This window comes from Streptococcus mitis SK564, from assembly GCF_000148525.1.
Taxonomy (GTDB): domain Bacteria; phylum Bacillota; class Bacilli; order Lactobacillales; family Streptococcaceae; genus Streptococcus; species Streptococcus mitis_H.
The window spans coordinates 1-15,546 of sequence record NZ_AEDU01000033.1 but is presented as its reverse complement, the minus strand read 5'-3'; the positions used below and the strand labels follow the sequence as shown (position 1 = coordinate 15,546).

General features: G+C 36.4%; 12 protein-coding genes. 1 reads left to right on the top strand and 11 read right to left on the bottom strand.

Annotation, left to right across the window (positions count from 1 at the left end; translation table 11 throughout):
- Nucleotides 1-260: 260 nt before the first annotated feature.
- From SMSK564_RS12220 to SMSK564_RS12185, 9 genes are all read right to left on the bottom strand, one after another.
- Nucleotides 261-554: a helix-turn-helix domain-containing protein gene (locus tag SMSK564_RS12220; protein ID WP_000797743.1), complete on the bottom strand. Its 294-nt coding sequence runs from the start codon at nucleotides 552-554 to the stop codon at nucleotides 261-263.
- Nucleotides 555-863: 309 nt separating this feature from the next.
- The gene (locus tag SMSK564_RS12215) at nucleotides 864-1,634 is read right to left on the bottom strand and encodes a Fic family protein (RefSeq protein WP_000189247.1); all 771 of its coding nucleotides are present in this window, start codon (nucleotides 1,632-1,634) and stop codon (nucleotides 864-866) included.
- A gap of 203 nt (nucleotides 1,635-1,837) precedes the next feature.
- A complete protein-coding gene (locus tag SMSK564_RS12210; protein WP_000450451.1) occupies nucleotides 1,838-3,439 on the bottom strand; it encodes a type I restriction-modification system subunit M in 1,602 nt (533 codons plus the stop codon).
- A gap of 36 nt (nucleotides 3,440-3,475) precedes the next feature.
- The gene (locus SMSK564_RS12205) at nucleotides 3,476-5,341 is read right to left on the bottom strand and encodes an AAA family ATPase (RefSeq protein ID WP_001087833.1); all 1,866 of its coding nucleotides are present in this window, start codon (nucleotides 5,339-5,341) and stop codon (nucleotides 3,476-3,478) included.
- Nucleotides 5,342-5,350: 9 nt separating this feature from the next.
- Entirely contained in the window at nucleotides 5,351-6,502 is a 1,152-nt protein-coding gene (locus SMSK564_RS13845; RefSeq protein WP_000788523.1) for a restriction endonuclease subunit S, read from the bottom strand.
- Between the two features lie 45 nt (nucleotides 6,503-6,547).
- The gene (locus SMSK564_RS12200; protein WP_001084416.1) at nucleotides 6,548-8,251 is read right to left on the bottom strand and encodes an ATP-binding protein; all 1,704 of its coding nucleotides are present in this window, start codon (nucleotides 8,249-8,251) and stop codon (nucleotides 6,548-6,550) included.
- Entirely contained in the window at nucleotides 8,244-9,581 is a 1,338-nt protein-coding gene (locus tag SMSK564_RS12195; protein ID WP_000069822.1) for an SIR2 family protein, read from the bottom strand. Before SMSK564_RS12195 ends, SMSK564_RS12200 begins: the two co-directional genes overlap by 8 nt.
- A complete protein-coding gene (locus SMSK564_RS12190) occupies nucleotides 9,574-10,176 on the bottom strand; it encodes an HNH endonuclease family protein (protein ID WP_004237251.1) in 603 nt (200 codons plus the stop codon). The genes SMSK564_RS12195 and SMSK564_RS12190 overlap by 8 nt, the downstream gene beginning before the upstream one ends.
- A gap of 11 nt (nucleotides 10,177-10,187) precedes the next feature.
- A complete protein-coding gene (locus tag SMSK564_RS12185; protein WP_000616894.1) occupies nucleotides 10,188-13,178 on the bottom strand; it encodes a type I restriction endonuclease subunit R in 2,991 nt (996 codons plus the stop codon).
- 147 nt (nucleotides 13,179-13,325) lie between these two features.
- Between SMSK564_RS12185 and SMSK564_RS12180 the strand changes: the two genes are divergently transcribed.
- Entirely contained in the window at nucleotides 13,326-13,943 is a 618-nt protein-coding gene (locus SMSK564_RS12180; RefSeq protein ID WP_000076167.1) for a TVP38/TMEM64 family protein, read from the top strand.
- Nucleotides 13,944-14,262: 319 nt separating this feature from the next.
- Here SMSK564_RS12180 and scrK read toward each other — a convergent pair whose 3' ends face one another.
- On the bottom strand, nucleotides 14,263-15,150 hold the full coding sequence (gene scrK / locus SMSK564_RS12175) for a fructokinase ScrK (protein ID WP_000164310.1): 888 nt from the start codon (nucleotides 15,148-15,150) through the stop codon (nucleotides 14,263-14,265).
- Between the two features lie 149 nt (nucleotides 15,151-15,299).
- The coding region (locus tag SMSK564_RS12170) for a PTS sugar transporter subunit IIA (RefSeq protein ID WP_000663241.1) at nucleotides 15,300-15,546 on the bottom strand (247 nt) is incomplete at its 5' end.

Genomic DNA, 15,546 nt, shown 5'->3' with positions numbered 1-15,546 from the left:
TGTAATTCTGATATTTCCCTGAAAAGTGCGGACGGGAGCAACTTACTTCGTAATTTCATCCCTAATTTTTGAGCCAGAATGTCTCAAAAATTCCGTTCTAGATAATAATAAATTATTATCTAGAATACCACTATAGCGGGAAATATCCGATAAGTGCTCACTTCGTTCGCACTTGATATAAATAAAGCATAATTTTTCTATATTATACACTTGAGGCACTATAACTGTTAAATTTGTTAAAGTTTCCCAACCTCTTCCTATCAACTCTTTTCCTGTTCGAGTGGGACGACTACTAGTGTCTTTCCTAAACTGGCTAGGACTTTTAAGACTGTGTCCAACTGAGGACTAGTCTTTCCTGTTTCCATCCTAGCTATAACAAGCTGGCTTACTCCACTAAGTTCTTCTAGCTTTTTCTGACTGATCCCTTGCTCATGTCTGGCCTCAATCAACTCGCTCATGATAGCCACTCGCATATCACTTTCAAGAATTTCCTCCTTGGTAAAGAGTTCTGACCGGACATCCTTCCAGTTACTCCCAATAGCACTATTCTTCATCACTTACCCCTCTTTCTTTTAGAGCTATATATTTTTTGAAAAAATGAGCGAATTATGAGCGGAATATGAGCGAATAAATAGTGTTTTTTGCAGTTCCTGATTTTTCTAATAAACCTTGATTTACGAATATTTGGAGATAACGACGCATGGTTGCCGCACTCAAACCTGTTAGTTCTTGTGCAACTGCAGTTGTTATCTGATAATTCTCTACAAGATAAGACTCTAACCCATCCGCCCCACACGAACATTTCCATCCTCAAAAGGGGGAATAATTTCTAACTCAAAATGTACAATAAACCGTTCATCTCTTTAGTCTATTTCTAAATCATGTTGCCCAGCTAATAAGAGATTTTCAAAAAATCGTTCCAAATATTCTGTTTTTTTCTGGAATAGCTTCGCATTATCTAGAACAAGAGCATCTCGAAAATACTTTGAATTTTCTTGGAAGGGTTTATTGTCTACTTGAAATCCCATAGTTCTAAGGTACTTAATCAAAAATACTGTTATCGTTCGAGTATTTCCTTCTCCAAAAGGATGAATTTGCCAAATACCTGAAATAAAAGTCTTGATATGCTTAACGACTTCAGTCTCGGATTTTCCTCGATAATCAAATTGACTTTCCTGCTGAAAATCATAGATCAAACTATCTGCTATCGTGCGAAAATCATCATAAATGACACTGTCTCCATTTAAAACAGCCTCACTTTTTGTAATGTTGTAAGAGCGGTATTCTCCCAAGGGAATGCCATGTGGTAAGAGACTAAAGAAAAGCTCTCTATGAATCAATTTCAATGTTGTTGGAGCAAATTTAAAGGCATTAGAGGACAAGAGTTCCACAATTCTCATGGCAACAAGGTCTGCTTCTCTTGTGCTATCATCCTTCTCTTGGTGATAAGTCGTTACTTGATCATAAACTTCTTGATAAGTCAACTTTCCTTGAGAATTTTGCTCTGCTAGTTCTCTCATATACGGCGACGGCTCTAAATCATCTACCTTTTGTAAACCAAATCCCGTTTCCCATAGGTCTAATTTGGTCTGATAAGAGAGTCTGGGATTATCAATTTCATAAGTCGGTGTCATGGTTTTCCTTTCTAGACAAAGCTTCAAGTAAAATCTTTATATTCTATTCTACCATATTAAATCTTTAAGCTCCTTATACAATTTCACAGTTCTCTGTTCTATCGAGCTTGAAGAAAGCCCCTCCTCGCTAATGTTAGAAAATAGCAACTATATCAGCCTAGATAAAGTTTTATCTTAAAATATGAGCGAATCAATTACTCTCATCACCCTTCAAACTCTTTCAAAAACTTTTTAAGCTCAGCATCGGCTTCTGGTGTGGTTCCGTGGAGTTGGTTCAACATTTTGAGTAGGGAAGCGGTTTGGTTTTGGATTGCTTGATTTGTCGTGTTAATCTTGCTAACGATGTCTGTCAGGGGTTCGACTTCTTCTTCCTCAAAGGTATCTACATAGCGAGGGATATTGAGGTTATAGTCATTTTCGACGATTTCTTCATAACTTGCCAGATGGGCAAACTTGTCAATCTCCTCACGTGACTTGTAGGCATCCAGAATCTTCTCGATGTGAGCATCCGTCATGATATTCTGATTTTTCCCCTTATCAAACTCCTTAGAAGCATCGATAAAGTAAACATCACGATTGGTACGGTTCTTTTTGAGAATGATAACCGTGGTCGGAATACTGGTATTAAAGAAGATATTGGCTGGAAGACCGATAACCGTGTCAATGGCACCTTCTTCTAACAAGGCCTTACGAATGGTCCCTTCCGCATTGCCACGGAAAAGAACACCATGGGGAAGAACGATAGCCATAACTCCATTATCTTGCTTGAGATGGTAGTAACCATGCAAAAGAAAGGCAAAATCAGCCTTGGACTGGGGCGCCAGTTTCCCAAAAGGAGAGAAACGAGGATCCGCCATAAAGCCAGAGCTTGCTGACCACTTGGCAGAGTAGGGAGGGTTCATCAGAACACCGTCAAAGTTGGTCGGTTCTTGAGTTGGCCAGTCTTCATCCAAGGTATCGGCATTGTGGAGAAATTGATTTTCAACAGGAACACCGTGTAGAATCATGTTCATCCGTGCCAAGTTATAAGTGGAAGTATTGAGTTCCTGACCAAAGTAGACCACTGTCTGCGGTTTATGAGAGTATTTCTTGGCATTGAGCAAGAGAGAGCCAGACCCCATAGTCGCATCATAGATAGTAAATCCTAGCTGGTCCTCACGACCCAAAAAGGCAATCTGAGTCATGAGTTTGGCAACAGGCTGAGGTGTATAAAACTCACCAGCCTTCTTACCCGAGTCAGTCGCAAACTGACCAATCAGATACTCATAGGCATCCCCCAGCATATCACCAGCATGACCAGCCACATCTAGCACAGCCAACTCCTTCATGACTGCCGCCACCGTTTGGTTTTGCTTTTGCGGAGTCGCCCCTAGCTTTTTGGAATAGAGGTCAATATCTTCAAAGAGATTTTCATAGAGTTCATCACTCTGCTCAATATCTCGAAAACCCTGAGCCAAATCTTCCAACTGGAAAGTTCCCTCATTGACACGTTCTACAAGAGCAGTAAAGGTCAACTCAGGCTTGATACTGTAGTTGAGTTCGTCCTTCATAACTGCAAGAAGATCCTCGTGGGTTTCCGCATCCTCATAGTAGTTACGATAGACCTCAAGGGCAGACTCTAGACTCTCACTCCCCTCCTCCATAGTCTCCGCTACGAAAAAGAGCATCTTATCTGACAGATACTTATAAAAGACCATACCCAAAAGATAGGACTTATAGTCATTAGCATCCATTTTAGAGCGGAGAACATCCGCTGAGTTCCACAGGGCTTGGTAAAGCGACTGGGAAGTTTGTGTTGTTTCCATAATGTTTCTTTCTTTTTTATTAATTCAAAAATCTATCTATTTGTTCAATAGTTTTACTTCTAATTCTTCAAAGTATTTATGACGTAATGTAATCTGTAAATCATTATTCATTGCGATACTACTTAAAGCTTTTTCTTTTAAGTTAGAAACTATTTCTTTAATTTCTTTGGAACCAATTATTTCATTTTTCAAGTTACAAATCTTTAAAATTGTCGAAAAATCTGAAGATGCTATGCTATCTTCCACAATTTTAGTTATATTTTCTAATGTTACAGTTATATCAAATTTTTCTGATAAATTTTCTAAAAATATCCGTGCTTCATCCTCGGTTGGTTCTCTTGTTTCTATCAAATGCCCTTCCATAAATTCATCAAGTTTCTTTTTCAAGGCAATTCGTATTATCTTATCTTTATTTGTTGTACACGAACTAATAACAGCGTCTTTTAGTTTATTACATTTTTGCGTTTTATCCTGTTCATCATCCCCTAGAACAAACTTCACTATTTCTTCATCTATCAAAAGCATCTCTATCTCATTAAAAGGAATCACAAAAATATTTTTCTTTTTATAGTTTTGGATTCTTGCCTCATCCATCCAGTCATAATCAATAATGCCGTAAGCTATATTACCATATAATTCCTTTAATTTATTATAAGCTTTTGTGTATTGAATAACTTGTTTATGTCCCTGGACTGGTTTTACAAAACAAAAATCGCTAAATAATTTGGAATAAATCTGATAGTCTATACTAGTTTTAGTTCCTTCACAAAATAAAATCGGCTTCTTTGTACCAGATACTTCGGTTAATAATGAGAAAGGCATTTCCTGTGATTCTTCCAATATCTGATAATCTAAATTATAAGGTGTTTCAAATTTCTTGCACCACATGTAACTTGCATTTGTTCTTGATTGAACAAAGTCCATATTATGTGAAGCAAAAATAAATTGACAATCAGGTCGTTCTAATATCAGTAAATCCCATAACTCATTATAGATAGCAGCATTTAAAAATGTTTCTGGTTCATCAACAATGATGTAACTATCTTCCGGAGCAAGAAGTACATTACCTATATAAAATAATATACAACGTTCCCCATCACTAAGCCCATTTATACTATATTTAGAGCCGTTTTTTTCAACTTCAACAACTCGATTATCAGGCTCAAGATGAAATGATATTTCAGGAAAAATTTTATTCCATATTTGTTCTACTCTATCCCATAAAGCTATAGATAACCCGTCCACCCCTCTCGATTTATCAGTCGCTATCTTAGCATAATTCTTTATCAAAAATGTTATTAGTTTAGTAAAAGTATTTGAAAAATCCTTTTCAATTTGTAAGGTTTGTAAATCAATTGTATCATATTTAATATCTACTTCTTTTAAATCTTGAATATATTTTTCTTTAGTAATTTCATTACGATTATGAATAGTGGAAACAAAATATAATAATTTTTGAGCAGGCAAAATAAATATCTCATTTATATTATTTTTCCTCAATTCATTAATAAGACTTGATTTCCCTGAACCATTAGCTCCAATAATTATAGTCGTTGATTTTACTCTCGAAATAAAAGAGAAAAGTTTAATTATTTTAAAATTCTCTATAATTTGCGGTAACTGTGATTCATAATAATAATTGTCACTACCAAAACAATAGTATATGCTTTCTAACCAATTATCACGAAGTCTTTTATACTTTTCTGTTACATCATCAGATAAAAAAACATCATTTAATTCTCTTTTAATCAAATCAATGAGTAATAAAAAGTAATTATCTACAGTATTATATGAAGTCTTTTTCCCTTCTTTTTCATAATCAGGCAATCTGTAAAAATCATCATTAAGTCTGACCCTTTCAGATTCTATCCTTTTAATTAATTCATTAATAGGGCTATTCATGATTCCTCCTTAAATAAACATATCCTGCAATAGTTTCTTTTTGAGTGTTTCCAATTGAGAAATTTTTTCTTGGTAATAGTTGATGAGGTTATCGAGGTCTGAGAAATAGAGGCCAATAGCGCATTGTTCCTCATAAGATGGAAATTTTGAAACCACTTTTTCAATAGTTTTTTTAGACAAACTTGGAACACCTGTAGATTCGTCAAATTTCTTCCAACGAATTTTTTGAAAAATTAAGAAAAGATAATTCAAGTCATATCCTACTTTACATATAACATAAAATAAAGTATCTACTGTCCAAAAAGGTGCTGATAATAAATATGGTTTATCTATAGTTCCTTTTCTTCCAATACCTATAGCGTCCTCATCAGATAATTTTTCATTTACAGAAAGCATGTAACCACCAGTTCCATATACAGGAATGTCCCCATTCTTTAAATGTTTATAGTCTCTACCAGAATTAATAGTACAAACCTCTGATAAACTCTTCCTTTCCCAGTCCTCTTCAAATCCATTCAAACGAATCTCAGGAACTGTCTGTCCAGCTTTGGGAAACATCTTGGAAAGCATGGTCGCCTTGAGAGCTTGGTAGTTGGTGAGATTATCCTTGTAGCTAGACAGAAGGTCGTCGAGGGTACGGAAAAGGGAACCAATGGCGGATTGTTCGTCAAATGTAGGGAAATAGTCTTTAATATCTGATAAAGTAGGAAATTGTACTCTCTGTCGCTCAATTAAAGAACCAGTTGAATAAATTTTGTATAGTCTAATCGCTTTAGGACAACTCAACCATGCCGAGAAAAATTTATTAGAAAACTTCGATTTCATTTTCATCGTCACATAATATCCAGAGACAGCAACCTTTTTACCAGCATTATTGAATCCTACAGCTCCAATAGTAATATTCATCGGATTATAAACAATTTCCTCTGGATATAACTTTTTAAATTTATCACTCTTTTTTACTAAAAATTCTCTGTTGTATCTCTCCTCTTTTGGTGTTAGTCCACTTTCAACAGTCACGCTCCATAATTCTAAATTTTGTTCATAAGGATCGACATATTCAACAGTTTGTTCAAATACTTCTCCTAACTTATGTTGTTTCCATTCATCACGGTAGGTGTGAAATCTTATTATAGGAAATTGTTCTTTATGATTTTTCATTCATTCTCCCATCTAATGCTATAAATGAATTAATCTTAACTGGTTTCATTTGCCTTCAAATTTCACTTGTGGAGTAACTGTAATATCTTTTTCATCCTCTCCATCAACAGCTACTTCAACAGGGATAGGATATAACTCACCTACTATAAATGCTGTTCCAGTCGGTAAATAAGAAAACCTTGTTAACTGATTTTTATTTATATAAGGAATAGTTTTTAAAAGATATTCTAAGTCAACATTATTTTTAATTCGATGAATTAAATAATTATTACATTGAGAAAGAACAGTTGACGATAACTCACTAGGACGCTGGCTAGATAACATCAAGAAACAACCAAATTTCCTACCCTCACGAGCTATCTTTTTAAAGACTTCAACTTCACCAAATAGACTATTTTCGTTTAATTTTGATATATATCTGTGTGCTTCTTCAAAAATAAATAAATTGACATCCCTATCGTTTATCTTTTTTTCAGAACTCTTTTTGAACTCTTTTTTTAACATATAAGTGGTAAAAAACAACAATAAATCATCATCTAAGCCAGAAACATTATATACCGTGATTTTTGATTGTTTCTCCTCTTCATCGCTCTCATCTATTTTTGCTTTAAATAAGCTACCATATCTTAATTGAATATGTTTAATTCTAGTTTCAAGGGTTCCTGAATACCCTCTTGCTTGAGTATTCCCCTGACACTCTTCTAAGAGAAATACAAAATTTAAAGCTTCAAACAAGTCTGCAAAACTATTTATTGTATATCTAGCATTCTCAATTTCTTTAGTTATTTTCGAATGACTTCCATACATTTTACTCTGTAAATTAGATTTGAATGTTGTTTCACCAGTACTGCCATTAAAGTTACCAAATCGAGCATCATACATTGTAGTATCAATACTTGTATTCTGTAGGATTCCAATAATTTTAGTTCGTTTAGCTACAGCATCAGATTGTTGATTATGATATAAGTTATAGGCTATAAAACAACTTAATTTTTCTCTATCTAATTTATTTTCTGTTAGACAATTAGCCAATTTCAATGCTGTTTGAACTACAGGCAACTGCACAAGTTCTGATGGTTTTATCAAATTCAACCAATCTTGTAGTTCTAATGATTCTATTTTTATCGAAAAATCTTCCAATACATCAATATTATTTACACCGTCTATCTGCGAGTACTCATTGTGAATATCAAAAATATTTAAATATAAATTACTAGTTTCTTTAGTTGATATTTCTTTAATGATTTTTCTGACTGTGGTAGATTTTCCTGAACCAGTATTACCTAAAATAGCAGAATGATGAGTAATTAATTTATTTAGATTTATTTGTGCATCATATTTATCTTGGATAGTTCCTAATAAAATTGATGTTTCTCTTTTCTCAATAGAAAACACCTTCTGCAAATCCTCATCACTTGATAAATAGACTCTATCTTGTAAAAAGGGATATTTCTTTAGATTAAAGTTAATTTTGTCGTTTTCTAATATTCCTACAGGAACACATTCAAATCTTCCTACATAGTCAAACTTTGATTTTTCATCATTAACAATTTTAATTTCCTTGTCTTCCACTCTAACAACTTGGTAAACAAATTTATCTCCAAATTGACTTTTTATTGTGACATAATCTATAACTCCTTGCGCGATATAAATTTCCCCTTTAAAATTATAAATTAATTTTTCAAAGTCACTTACTTCAAAAACCAATCTGTCATATGAAACTGACACTACTCGCCCAATACTATTCATGAGAATCTTCTCCCTTTTGTCCTGATTCATCCTTTGGAACATAATTTATGATTTCATCAACAATATAGTTAAAGTAGTGGGCTTTTACTCCATCACAAGACGTATCCCCTCCAATTAAATGAAATCCATCTTGAGTCTTAAATTCATCAAAAAATTTCTTCATATTATCTTCTGATGTATCACCAAAAACAATCAAAGTAAAATCTTGATGTTTTAGATTTTGAGAAATGATGTTATTAATATGCTCGTCAGGAAAACCATATCCCATAACAATAAGGACTGTATTTGGAACTTGAAGTACATTTGCAAACTCTCTAAATAGTTCTGAATATGGAGCTTGTGCAGTTTGTCTATGCTTTAACATTGTTGGATAAATAATAATTTCTTCATCGCTCTGTTTAAAAAGATCCTTTTGGATTAATTTCCCACTTTCATCAGAAGTCCAATTGATTGAACCATGTATTTTTAATAAATTAGCTTCTTTAGAAGTGGGCTGCCATACATCCTTATATCTATTTGTATCGTCTACTAACCTTTGCTTAAATGAATTCACATTAAAATTTCTGTATAAACTATTTTCAAAACCTGTTGAATAAACAATGCGGTTGCTTTCTAATGAATATTCATTAAACAAATCGTAGTTCGTTGTCACTATGTTGATTTTATTACTCAACTCAGTTCTATATTTAAAAACAGATTGATAAAATTTATGATAAGTATTTATTGTTTCACTATCTTTATATTTATCATCATCCAGAGCTGGTATAGTTTTTAAAAACTCACTTTTCAAGATACTAATTACTGATTTTAAATCATCATTACTTGGTTGAAAACTTAAACCACTCTGTAACCAGTTGAGTAAACTTTCAATATCGGAGAAACTTTTATAAAAGTGTTTATCTATCGAATTCAGTTGTTCCTCGGACAGAGCACTTACAAACGAACCTATATTATTATAATTCCCTTCTGCTTTTTCCAATATATCATTAATTATTTTAATTTCATTGTCTTTTTTATTTTTCTCTAGCCACTTTTTACATAATTCCAAATTTCTAATAAGATAACTCAAATCTTTAATATTTAAAAACTCTTTAACTTTTTCATAAACATTTTTATTATTCTCTAAAATATCACTCATCGTTTTTGACATAAGTGGAATTGCACCCGATGAACATCCTGAACCTATGAATATGACAAGATTTTTAGATACAAAATATTTATTGACAAATTCTTTTAGTTTAATAATTTGTTGATTTTCATCTAACCCTTTAAAAATGTTCTTATTATTTTCATAATGATAGATTCTCCCATTTACACTATTGTTACTCATTATTTAGCTCCATATTCTTTATTTTCAACACTTTTTCACAATAAGCATCAAAATGATTATTAATAATATCAACTAAATCATTTTTTAAATCACTTGATCTCTTATCAATATCAGATTTCTTAAAATTATTTCTTCTAAAAACTTCATTAATGTAAAACTTTGACTCATCTTCTTCATGTAAGACTTTCTTTTTTTCTTCAAAATTTTCGTTTGAAATTTTTACATTTATATCTCTATATAATAAAGTTAAATTCCCTAATTTATTCTTGTCAGAATCTCCCAGTTCAAAATCACTTTGAGGTATAATATGTTCCAATTGCCAAATCAATTTACCTTTATGATCTAACTCTGTAAAATCGATTGTTCTATCATTATTTTTAAATTTCTCAATGCTAACAAGCAGAAAACGAGTGAAATGAACATGGTTCCCACTATAATAGTTAGTTCGAAAGAACTGTTCATCCTCAATAAATTTCTGAATTACTTTTTGATAGTCATCCAATTGTAAATATTTATGTTTCTTGTCTTGTTCCATAAAATATTCCAGAAATCTATTACCAAACACATTTTGCAAACTATCTAACAATTTATCCATAATTTATCCCCTTACCTCCCAACCCTCAATGGCTCAATGACATCCTCTACTAGCTGGGTATAGGCTTCCTTGATTTGTTTTTTATAGAGGAGAGGATTGAGGGCATCCGCCACCTCTAACTTATAGTCCTGATAGCGCTGGCTCTTAGTCAACTGGCTTTCTCCTAGTTGTTTTTTAGCTCCCTTACGGTAGTGTTCGACATAGTAACGGAGTTCATCTTCGCCGACATACCAGCGCTTGCTAAAGACTTGGATATGTTGTTGGATGACAGCCTCAATCATCTGATCCAAGATATTTGCGATAGACTGACCACGATAGCTTTCTGGATGTTCTTGTACCTCTCTCCACAGTTCAGTGATAATCTGGGCAAGATTTGGATTGATCTTCTCAAGACTCTGAATATAGTTATCCACGGCTTCCCTATCTTGAGCGCTTAGGTTCTTTTCTTGACTCTGACCTTGCTCAATCAGGCTTTGGATCAAGGTCAAGATATAGGCATAGTTAATTTCGTCCACTTGGATAGACTCCAGTTCATAGTGGATATCAAGTGGTTCACCATCGTCATCATCCTCTACTCGGCTTTTTAATTCAGCAAGGACATTTCGATAAAGACCCAGATACCTTTCCAACTTTTCTCCATCAAGTCCTGTCTGACTGTAAAGCTCTTCCTCATCATACTCTTTATACACTCGGATAGAGGCTAGATATTTATCAAAGGATTGATAGGTTTTAGCTAGTTTCCTCAACTCAGGCGTAGAGACTTGCTCGAAATCTAGACCATTCACATAGTCATCAGTAGCAAGATTTTTGAAATCACTGCAACTCCTCAAAAAGTTTCTCTTCTCCTCTTCCCAACTCGGAGCTAGGACCTCGTTTTCACCACCATTTGAGTAGAGCTTGAGGGCATTATCTACGGCTTCCTTAAAGGCTAGGGGCTTTTGGAAGGTGATGATATGACCGTAGGTCTTACTGCTATCAAATATTCGATTGGTTCGACTAAAAGCCTGAATCAAGTCCTGCGGTTGCATAGACTTGCGGTCGATAAAGAGAGTTGACAGACAAGGGGCATCAAATCCTGTTAAGAGACGATTGACCACGATAACCAAGTCCAACTGTTCATTGCGATAGAGGTATTTGTCCTGCTTTCGAGCTAGGCGGTTATTGACATCCGTATTAAAGCCACGAAGATCCGCCATGGTAAAATGGGTATCAAACTCTCGATTATAGTCTTCTAAAACCTGCTTCATGTGGTCTTGATTGGCTCTTGAGTCTTCTTCATTTTCTGTGACCGAATAGGTGATAGTCGCCTTTGGAAAGTCAGGAAGGACCTGCTTGACCCTCTCCAATACCTTGACTCTCATCTCCCCAGCCTTGACCCGTTTGAGCAGGTCATAGTAGGCTTGGGCTTGAGGGATTGACTTGACGGTCAGTATAGCATTATAGGTCTTACCTACTCCTTTTTGGAAGCCTAGCTGTTGACGAGATTTATTGATAATGGCATCCAAGACTTCCAGCATATGTTCCTCATCCTCGTAGACAGTATCTGGTATGTCATTTTCAGATTTATCCGTGATGAGGGTATTGCGATAATCTACCTTAAAGCCTAAAACTGCTCCGTCATGGATAGCTTCCTTGACTGTATACTCATGGAGACGGTCACCGTACTGTTGCTGGGTGGTTTGGGCTAGATCGCCGACTTGCTGGCGTTTATTTTCCTTAAAAATAGGTGTGCCTGTAAAACCATACCAAAGCGACTGTGGGAAAAAGCCCTTAATATCTTTTTGTGTTTGAGGTGTTACGGCACGGTGGCATTCATCCACGACAAAGGCCACTCGGAGACCCTTGATTTTGTCCGCATCTCGTTGGTAAAGACCTTGCTCAAACTTACGCATCATGGTAGTAATTTTCTGGATGGTCGTTACCACCACACGCTTATCATTACTTCCTAGTCGCTTGACCAAATCATGAGTATTATCCGTCTCATCAATATCAATGACATCATTGGTCGCATAAGAGAGAAAAGATGAAGTGGTCTGTTGGTCCAAGTCTCTGCGGTCAACGACAAAAATTGTCTTTTGGATAGACGGGATTTGGAGGAGATTCCGCGCTACTTTATAAGAGGTCAGAGTCTTCCCTGAACCTGTCGTATGCCAAACATAGCCTGATGCTTGCTGGCGAGAAGCTTCTTGCACTGCTTCGATGGCATGGATCTGGTAGGGACGCAAGAGGATAAGAGCCTTCTTACTATCATCAAGGACAGAGTACTGCATGACCATCTGATGCGCACGAGGGATAGAAAGAACTTCGTGGGCAAAACTGGTCAAGCTCGTTATGGGTTGGTTGTCCTTATCCACCCACTTGGTTAGAAATTGCTTGTTGAGTTTATTCTCCCTAGCTGCAGCGATATAGCGTGTGTCTACCTTATTGGTCACAACAAACATCTGTAAGCTAGAGTAGATGCCACGGAACTTGCCTTCGCGGTCATATTTTTTAATTTGATGAAAGGCATCTAAAAAAGCAACTCGGGGACTTTTAAGCTCGATCTGAATCATTGGAAGGCCATTGATCAAGAGGGTCACATCTAGCCTGCGGTCTTGATCCTGAGGATTTATCTTATCTCTCTCGACTTGGTTGACAACCTCATAACTAGACTTACCAGCTGCGATATTGTCTCGCCAAATGACGGATAAACGGATAGTCCCCAAACTAGCATCTTCTCTCTGAACCTCAACCTTGGCAATGCCATTTTCGCCTACCAACCACTTGGCTGCATCATAGTAGCTAACAAAGTTCAATTGGTTCTTTATCTGCCGTTTTTCCTGTTCTGTCAAGGGATGATCTGCCAATAGAGCTACATTGTTCTGGGCTAGCTTTTCAAAGAAGTTTTCCCATAATTGCTCTTCAGTTTTAAGGTCATCTCTGTAAGTCCATTGACTTTCCCCAGTCACCAGTTGGTTGATCAGTTGTTTTTCTATCTCCAGTTCTGGTTTTACCTGTATCATACTCTCTCCTTTGCTACTTGTCTGCTCCCTTTATTATAGCATGTTTAGCCTCAAATTCCATCACTCTTTCCATTGTAAAAAGACTCATTCCCCCTTTCTCCTCCAAAATATGGTATAGTAGAGTTATACTATCTATGAGGAGTTTACATGTCACAGGATAAACAAATGAAAGCTGTTTCTCCCCTTTTACAGCAAGTTATCAACATCTCATCGATTGTCGGTGGGGTTGGGAGTTTGATTTTCTGCATTTGGGCTTATCAGGCTGGGATTTTACAGTCTAAGGAAACCCTCTCTGCTTTTATCCAGCAGGCAGGTATCTGGGGGCCACCTCTTTTTATCTTTTTACAGATTTTACAGACCGTCGTCCCTATCATTCCTGGGGCCTTGACCTCAGTAGCTGGGGTCTTTATCTACGGGCACATCATCGGGACTATCTACAACTATATCGGGATTGTGATTGGCTGTGCTATTATCTTTTATCTGGTGCGCCTCTATGGGGCTGCCTTTGTCCAGTCCGTCGTCAGCAAGCGCACCTATGACAAGTATATCGGCTGGTTGGATAAGGGCAATCGTTTTGACCGTTTCTTTATCTTTATGATGATTTGGCCCATTAGTCCAGCTGACTTTCTCTGTATGCTGGCTGCCCTGACCAAGATGAGCTTCAAGCGCTATATGATCATCATCATTCTGACCAAGCCCTTTACCCTCGTGGTTTATACCTACGGTCTGACCTATATTATTGACTTTTTCTGGCAAATGCTTTGACACGTAAAAAATCCGTTTGGTTTCCCAAGCGGATTTTTAGAGCGAAGATTGATTATAGCTTGATACTAAATATACTTTGGTATGGAAATCATGCCTATTTTTCGATAGTGAGGCGAGGACTTACCTAGCCTTTCCGCCGTGATAGAAACACCTGAAATCTAATGGTTTCAGGTGTTCGGAAACTTTGAGACATTAGGCTCAAAGTTTAGGTATGGAATTTCGAAGAAAGTCGCTACCGTCCGTAATCACTTAAGGAAAGGCTCAAAAACATTGTTTTCAACTACAAAATCCGTTTGGTTTCCCAAGCGGATTTTGTGCTTTATTTTGAAACTTCTTTTGCAAGGACAAAGTTCCCAAGTGTGGCAGAACCATTCCCTGCGACTGCTGGAGTCACGATATAGTCACGCACATCGGGTACTGGTAGGTAACCATTGAGAAGAGATGTAAATTTCTCACGGACACGGTCCAGCATGTGTTGTTGAGCCATGACCCCTCCACCAAAGACAATCACGTCTGGGCGGAAAGTCACTGTCGCATTAACCGCAGCTTGAGCGATATAGTAGGCTTGGACATCCCAAACAGGGTTATTGAGTTCAATATTTTCCCCACGTACACCTGTACGAGCTTCCAAACTTGGACCAGCTGCATAGCCTTCCAGACATCCCTTATGGAAAGGACAAACACCCTTAAACTCTTTTTCAATATCCATTGGGTGTCTAGCAACATAATAATGACCCATTTCAGGGTGACCCACACCGCCGATAAACTCGCCACGTTGGATGACACCTGCACCGATACCTGTACCGATTGTGTAGTAAACCAAGTTTTCGATACGGCCACCAGCATTGTTACGGGCAACCACTTCACCATAAGCAGAGCTGTTTACGTCTGTAGTGAAGTACATTGGCACATTGAGGGCGCGACGAAGGGCACCAAGCAAATCCACATTTGCCCAGTTTGGTTTTGGAGTCGTTGTGATAAAGCCATAAGTTTTTGAGTTTTTATCAATATCAATCGGACCAAATGAACCAACTGCAAGACCAGCAAGGTTATCGAATTTCGAGAAGAACTCGATGGTTTTATCGATTGTTTCGATTGGAGTGGTTGTTGGAAATTGTGTTTTTTCTACAACGTTAAAGTTTTCATCACCGACAGCACAGACAAACTTTGTACCGCCCGCTTCCAAGCTTCCGTATAATTTTGTCATGATAAACCTCTTGTTTTTATTTTCTTTATTATAGCATATTTCGAAAGTCTAAATTTCTCTATTTTTTAGATTTTCCTCTGTAAATCTTACCATTCAAGCAAAAACGAACAAACAGGTCATTTGTTCGTTTTCACTTTAGAGAGGATTGATTAGATTTTCACTTCGATCACAGCATCACCCTTCGCAACTGAACCTGTTGCGACTGGACCTACTGAAGAGAAGTCAGCTGTGTTTGTAACGATAACCATTGTTGTATCATCAAGACCAGCTGCAGCGATTTTGTTTGAATCAAATGTTCCAAGAACATCGCCAGCTTTTACCTTGTCACCTTGAGCAACTTTTGCTTCGAAACCTTCACCATTCATTGTTACAGTGTCGATACCAACGTGGATCAAG

Excerpts from the sequence above, each read along its gene's own strand:
- SMSK564_RS12190 (WP_004237251.1), bottom strand. The coding sequence starts at position 10,176 with ATGGATAAATTGTTAGATAGTTTGCAAAATGTGTTTGGTAATAGATTT.
- SMSK564_RS12205 (WP_001087833.1), bottom strand. The coding sequence starts at position 5,341 with ATGAATAGCCCTATTAATGAATTAATTAAAAGGATAGAATCTGAAAGG.
- SMSK564_RS12215 (WP_000189247.1), bottom strand. The coding sequence starts at position 1,634 with ATGACACCGACTTATGAAATTGATAATCCCAGACTCTCTTATCAGACC.
- SMSK564_RS12210 (WP_000450451.1), bottom strand. The coding sequence starts at position 3,439 with ATGGAAACAACACAAACTTCCCAGTCGCTTTACCAAGCCCTGTGGAAC.
- SMSK564_RS13845 (WP_000788523.1), bottom strand. The coding sequence starts at position 6,502 with ATGAAAAATCATAAAGAACAATTTCCTATAATAAGATTTCACACCTAC.
- SMSK564_RS12185 (WP_000616894.1), bottom strand. The coding sequence starts at position 13,178 with ATGATACAGGTAAAACCAGAACTGGAGATAGAAAAACAACTGATCAAC.
- SMSK564_RS12200 (WP_001084416.1), bottom strand. The coding sequence starts at position 8,251 with ATGAATAGTATTGGGCGAGTAGTGTCAGTTTCATATGACAGATTGGTT.
- scrK (WP_000164310.1), bottom strand. The coding sequence starts at position 15,150 with ATGACAAAATTATACGGAAGCTTGGAAGCGGGCGGTACAAAGTTTGTC.
- SMSK564_RS12180 (WP_000076167.1), top strand. The coding sequence starts at position 13,326 with ATGTCACAGGATAAACAAATGAAAGCTGTTTCTCCCCTTTTACAGCAA.
- SMSK564_RS12220 (WP_000797743.1), bottom strand. The coding sequence starts at position 554 with ATGAAGAATAGTGCTATTGGGAGTAACTGGAAGGATGTCCGGTCAGAA.
- SMSK564_RS12195 (WP_000069822.1), bottom strand. The coding sequence starts at position 9,581 with ATGAGTAACAATAGTGTAAATGGGAGAATCTATCATTATGAAAATAAT.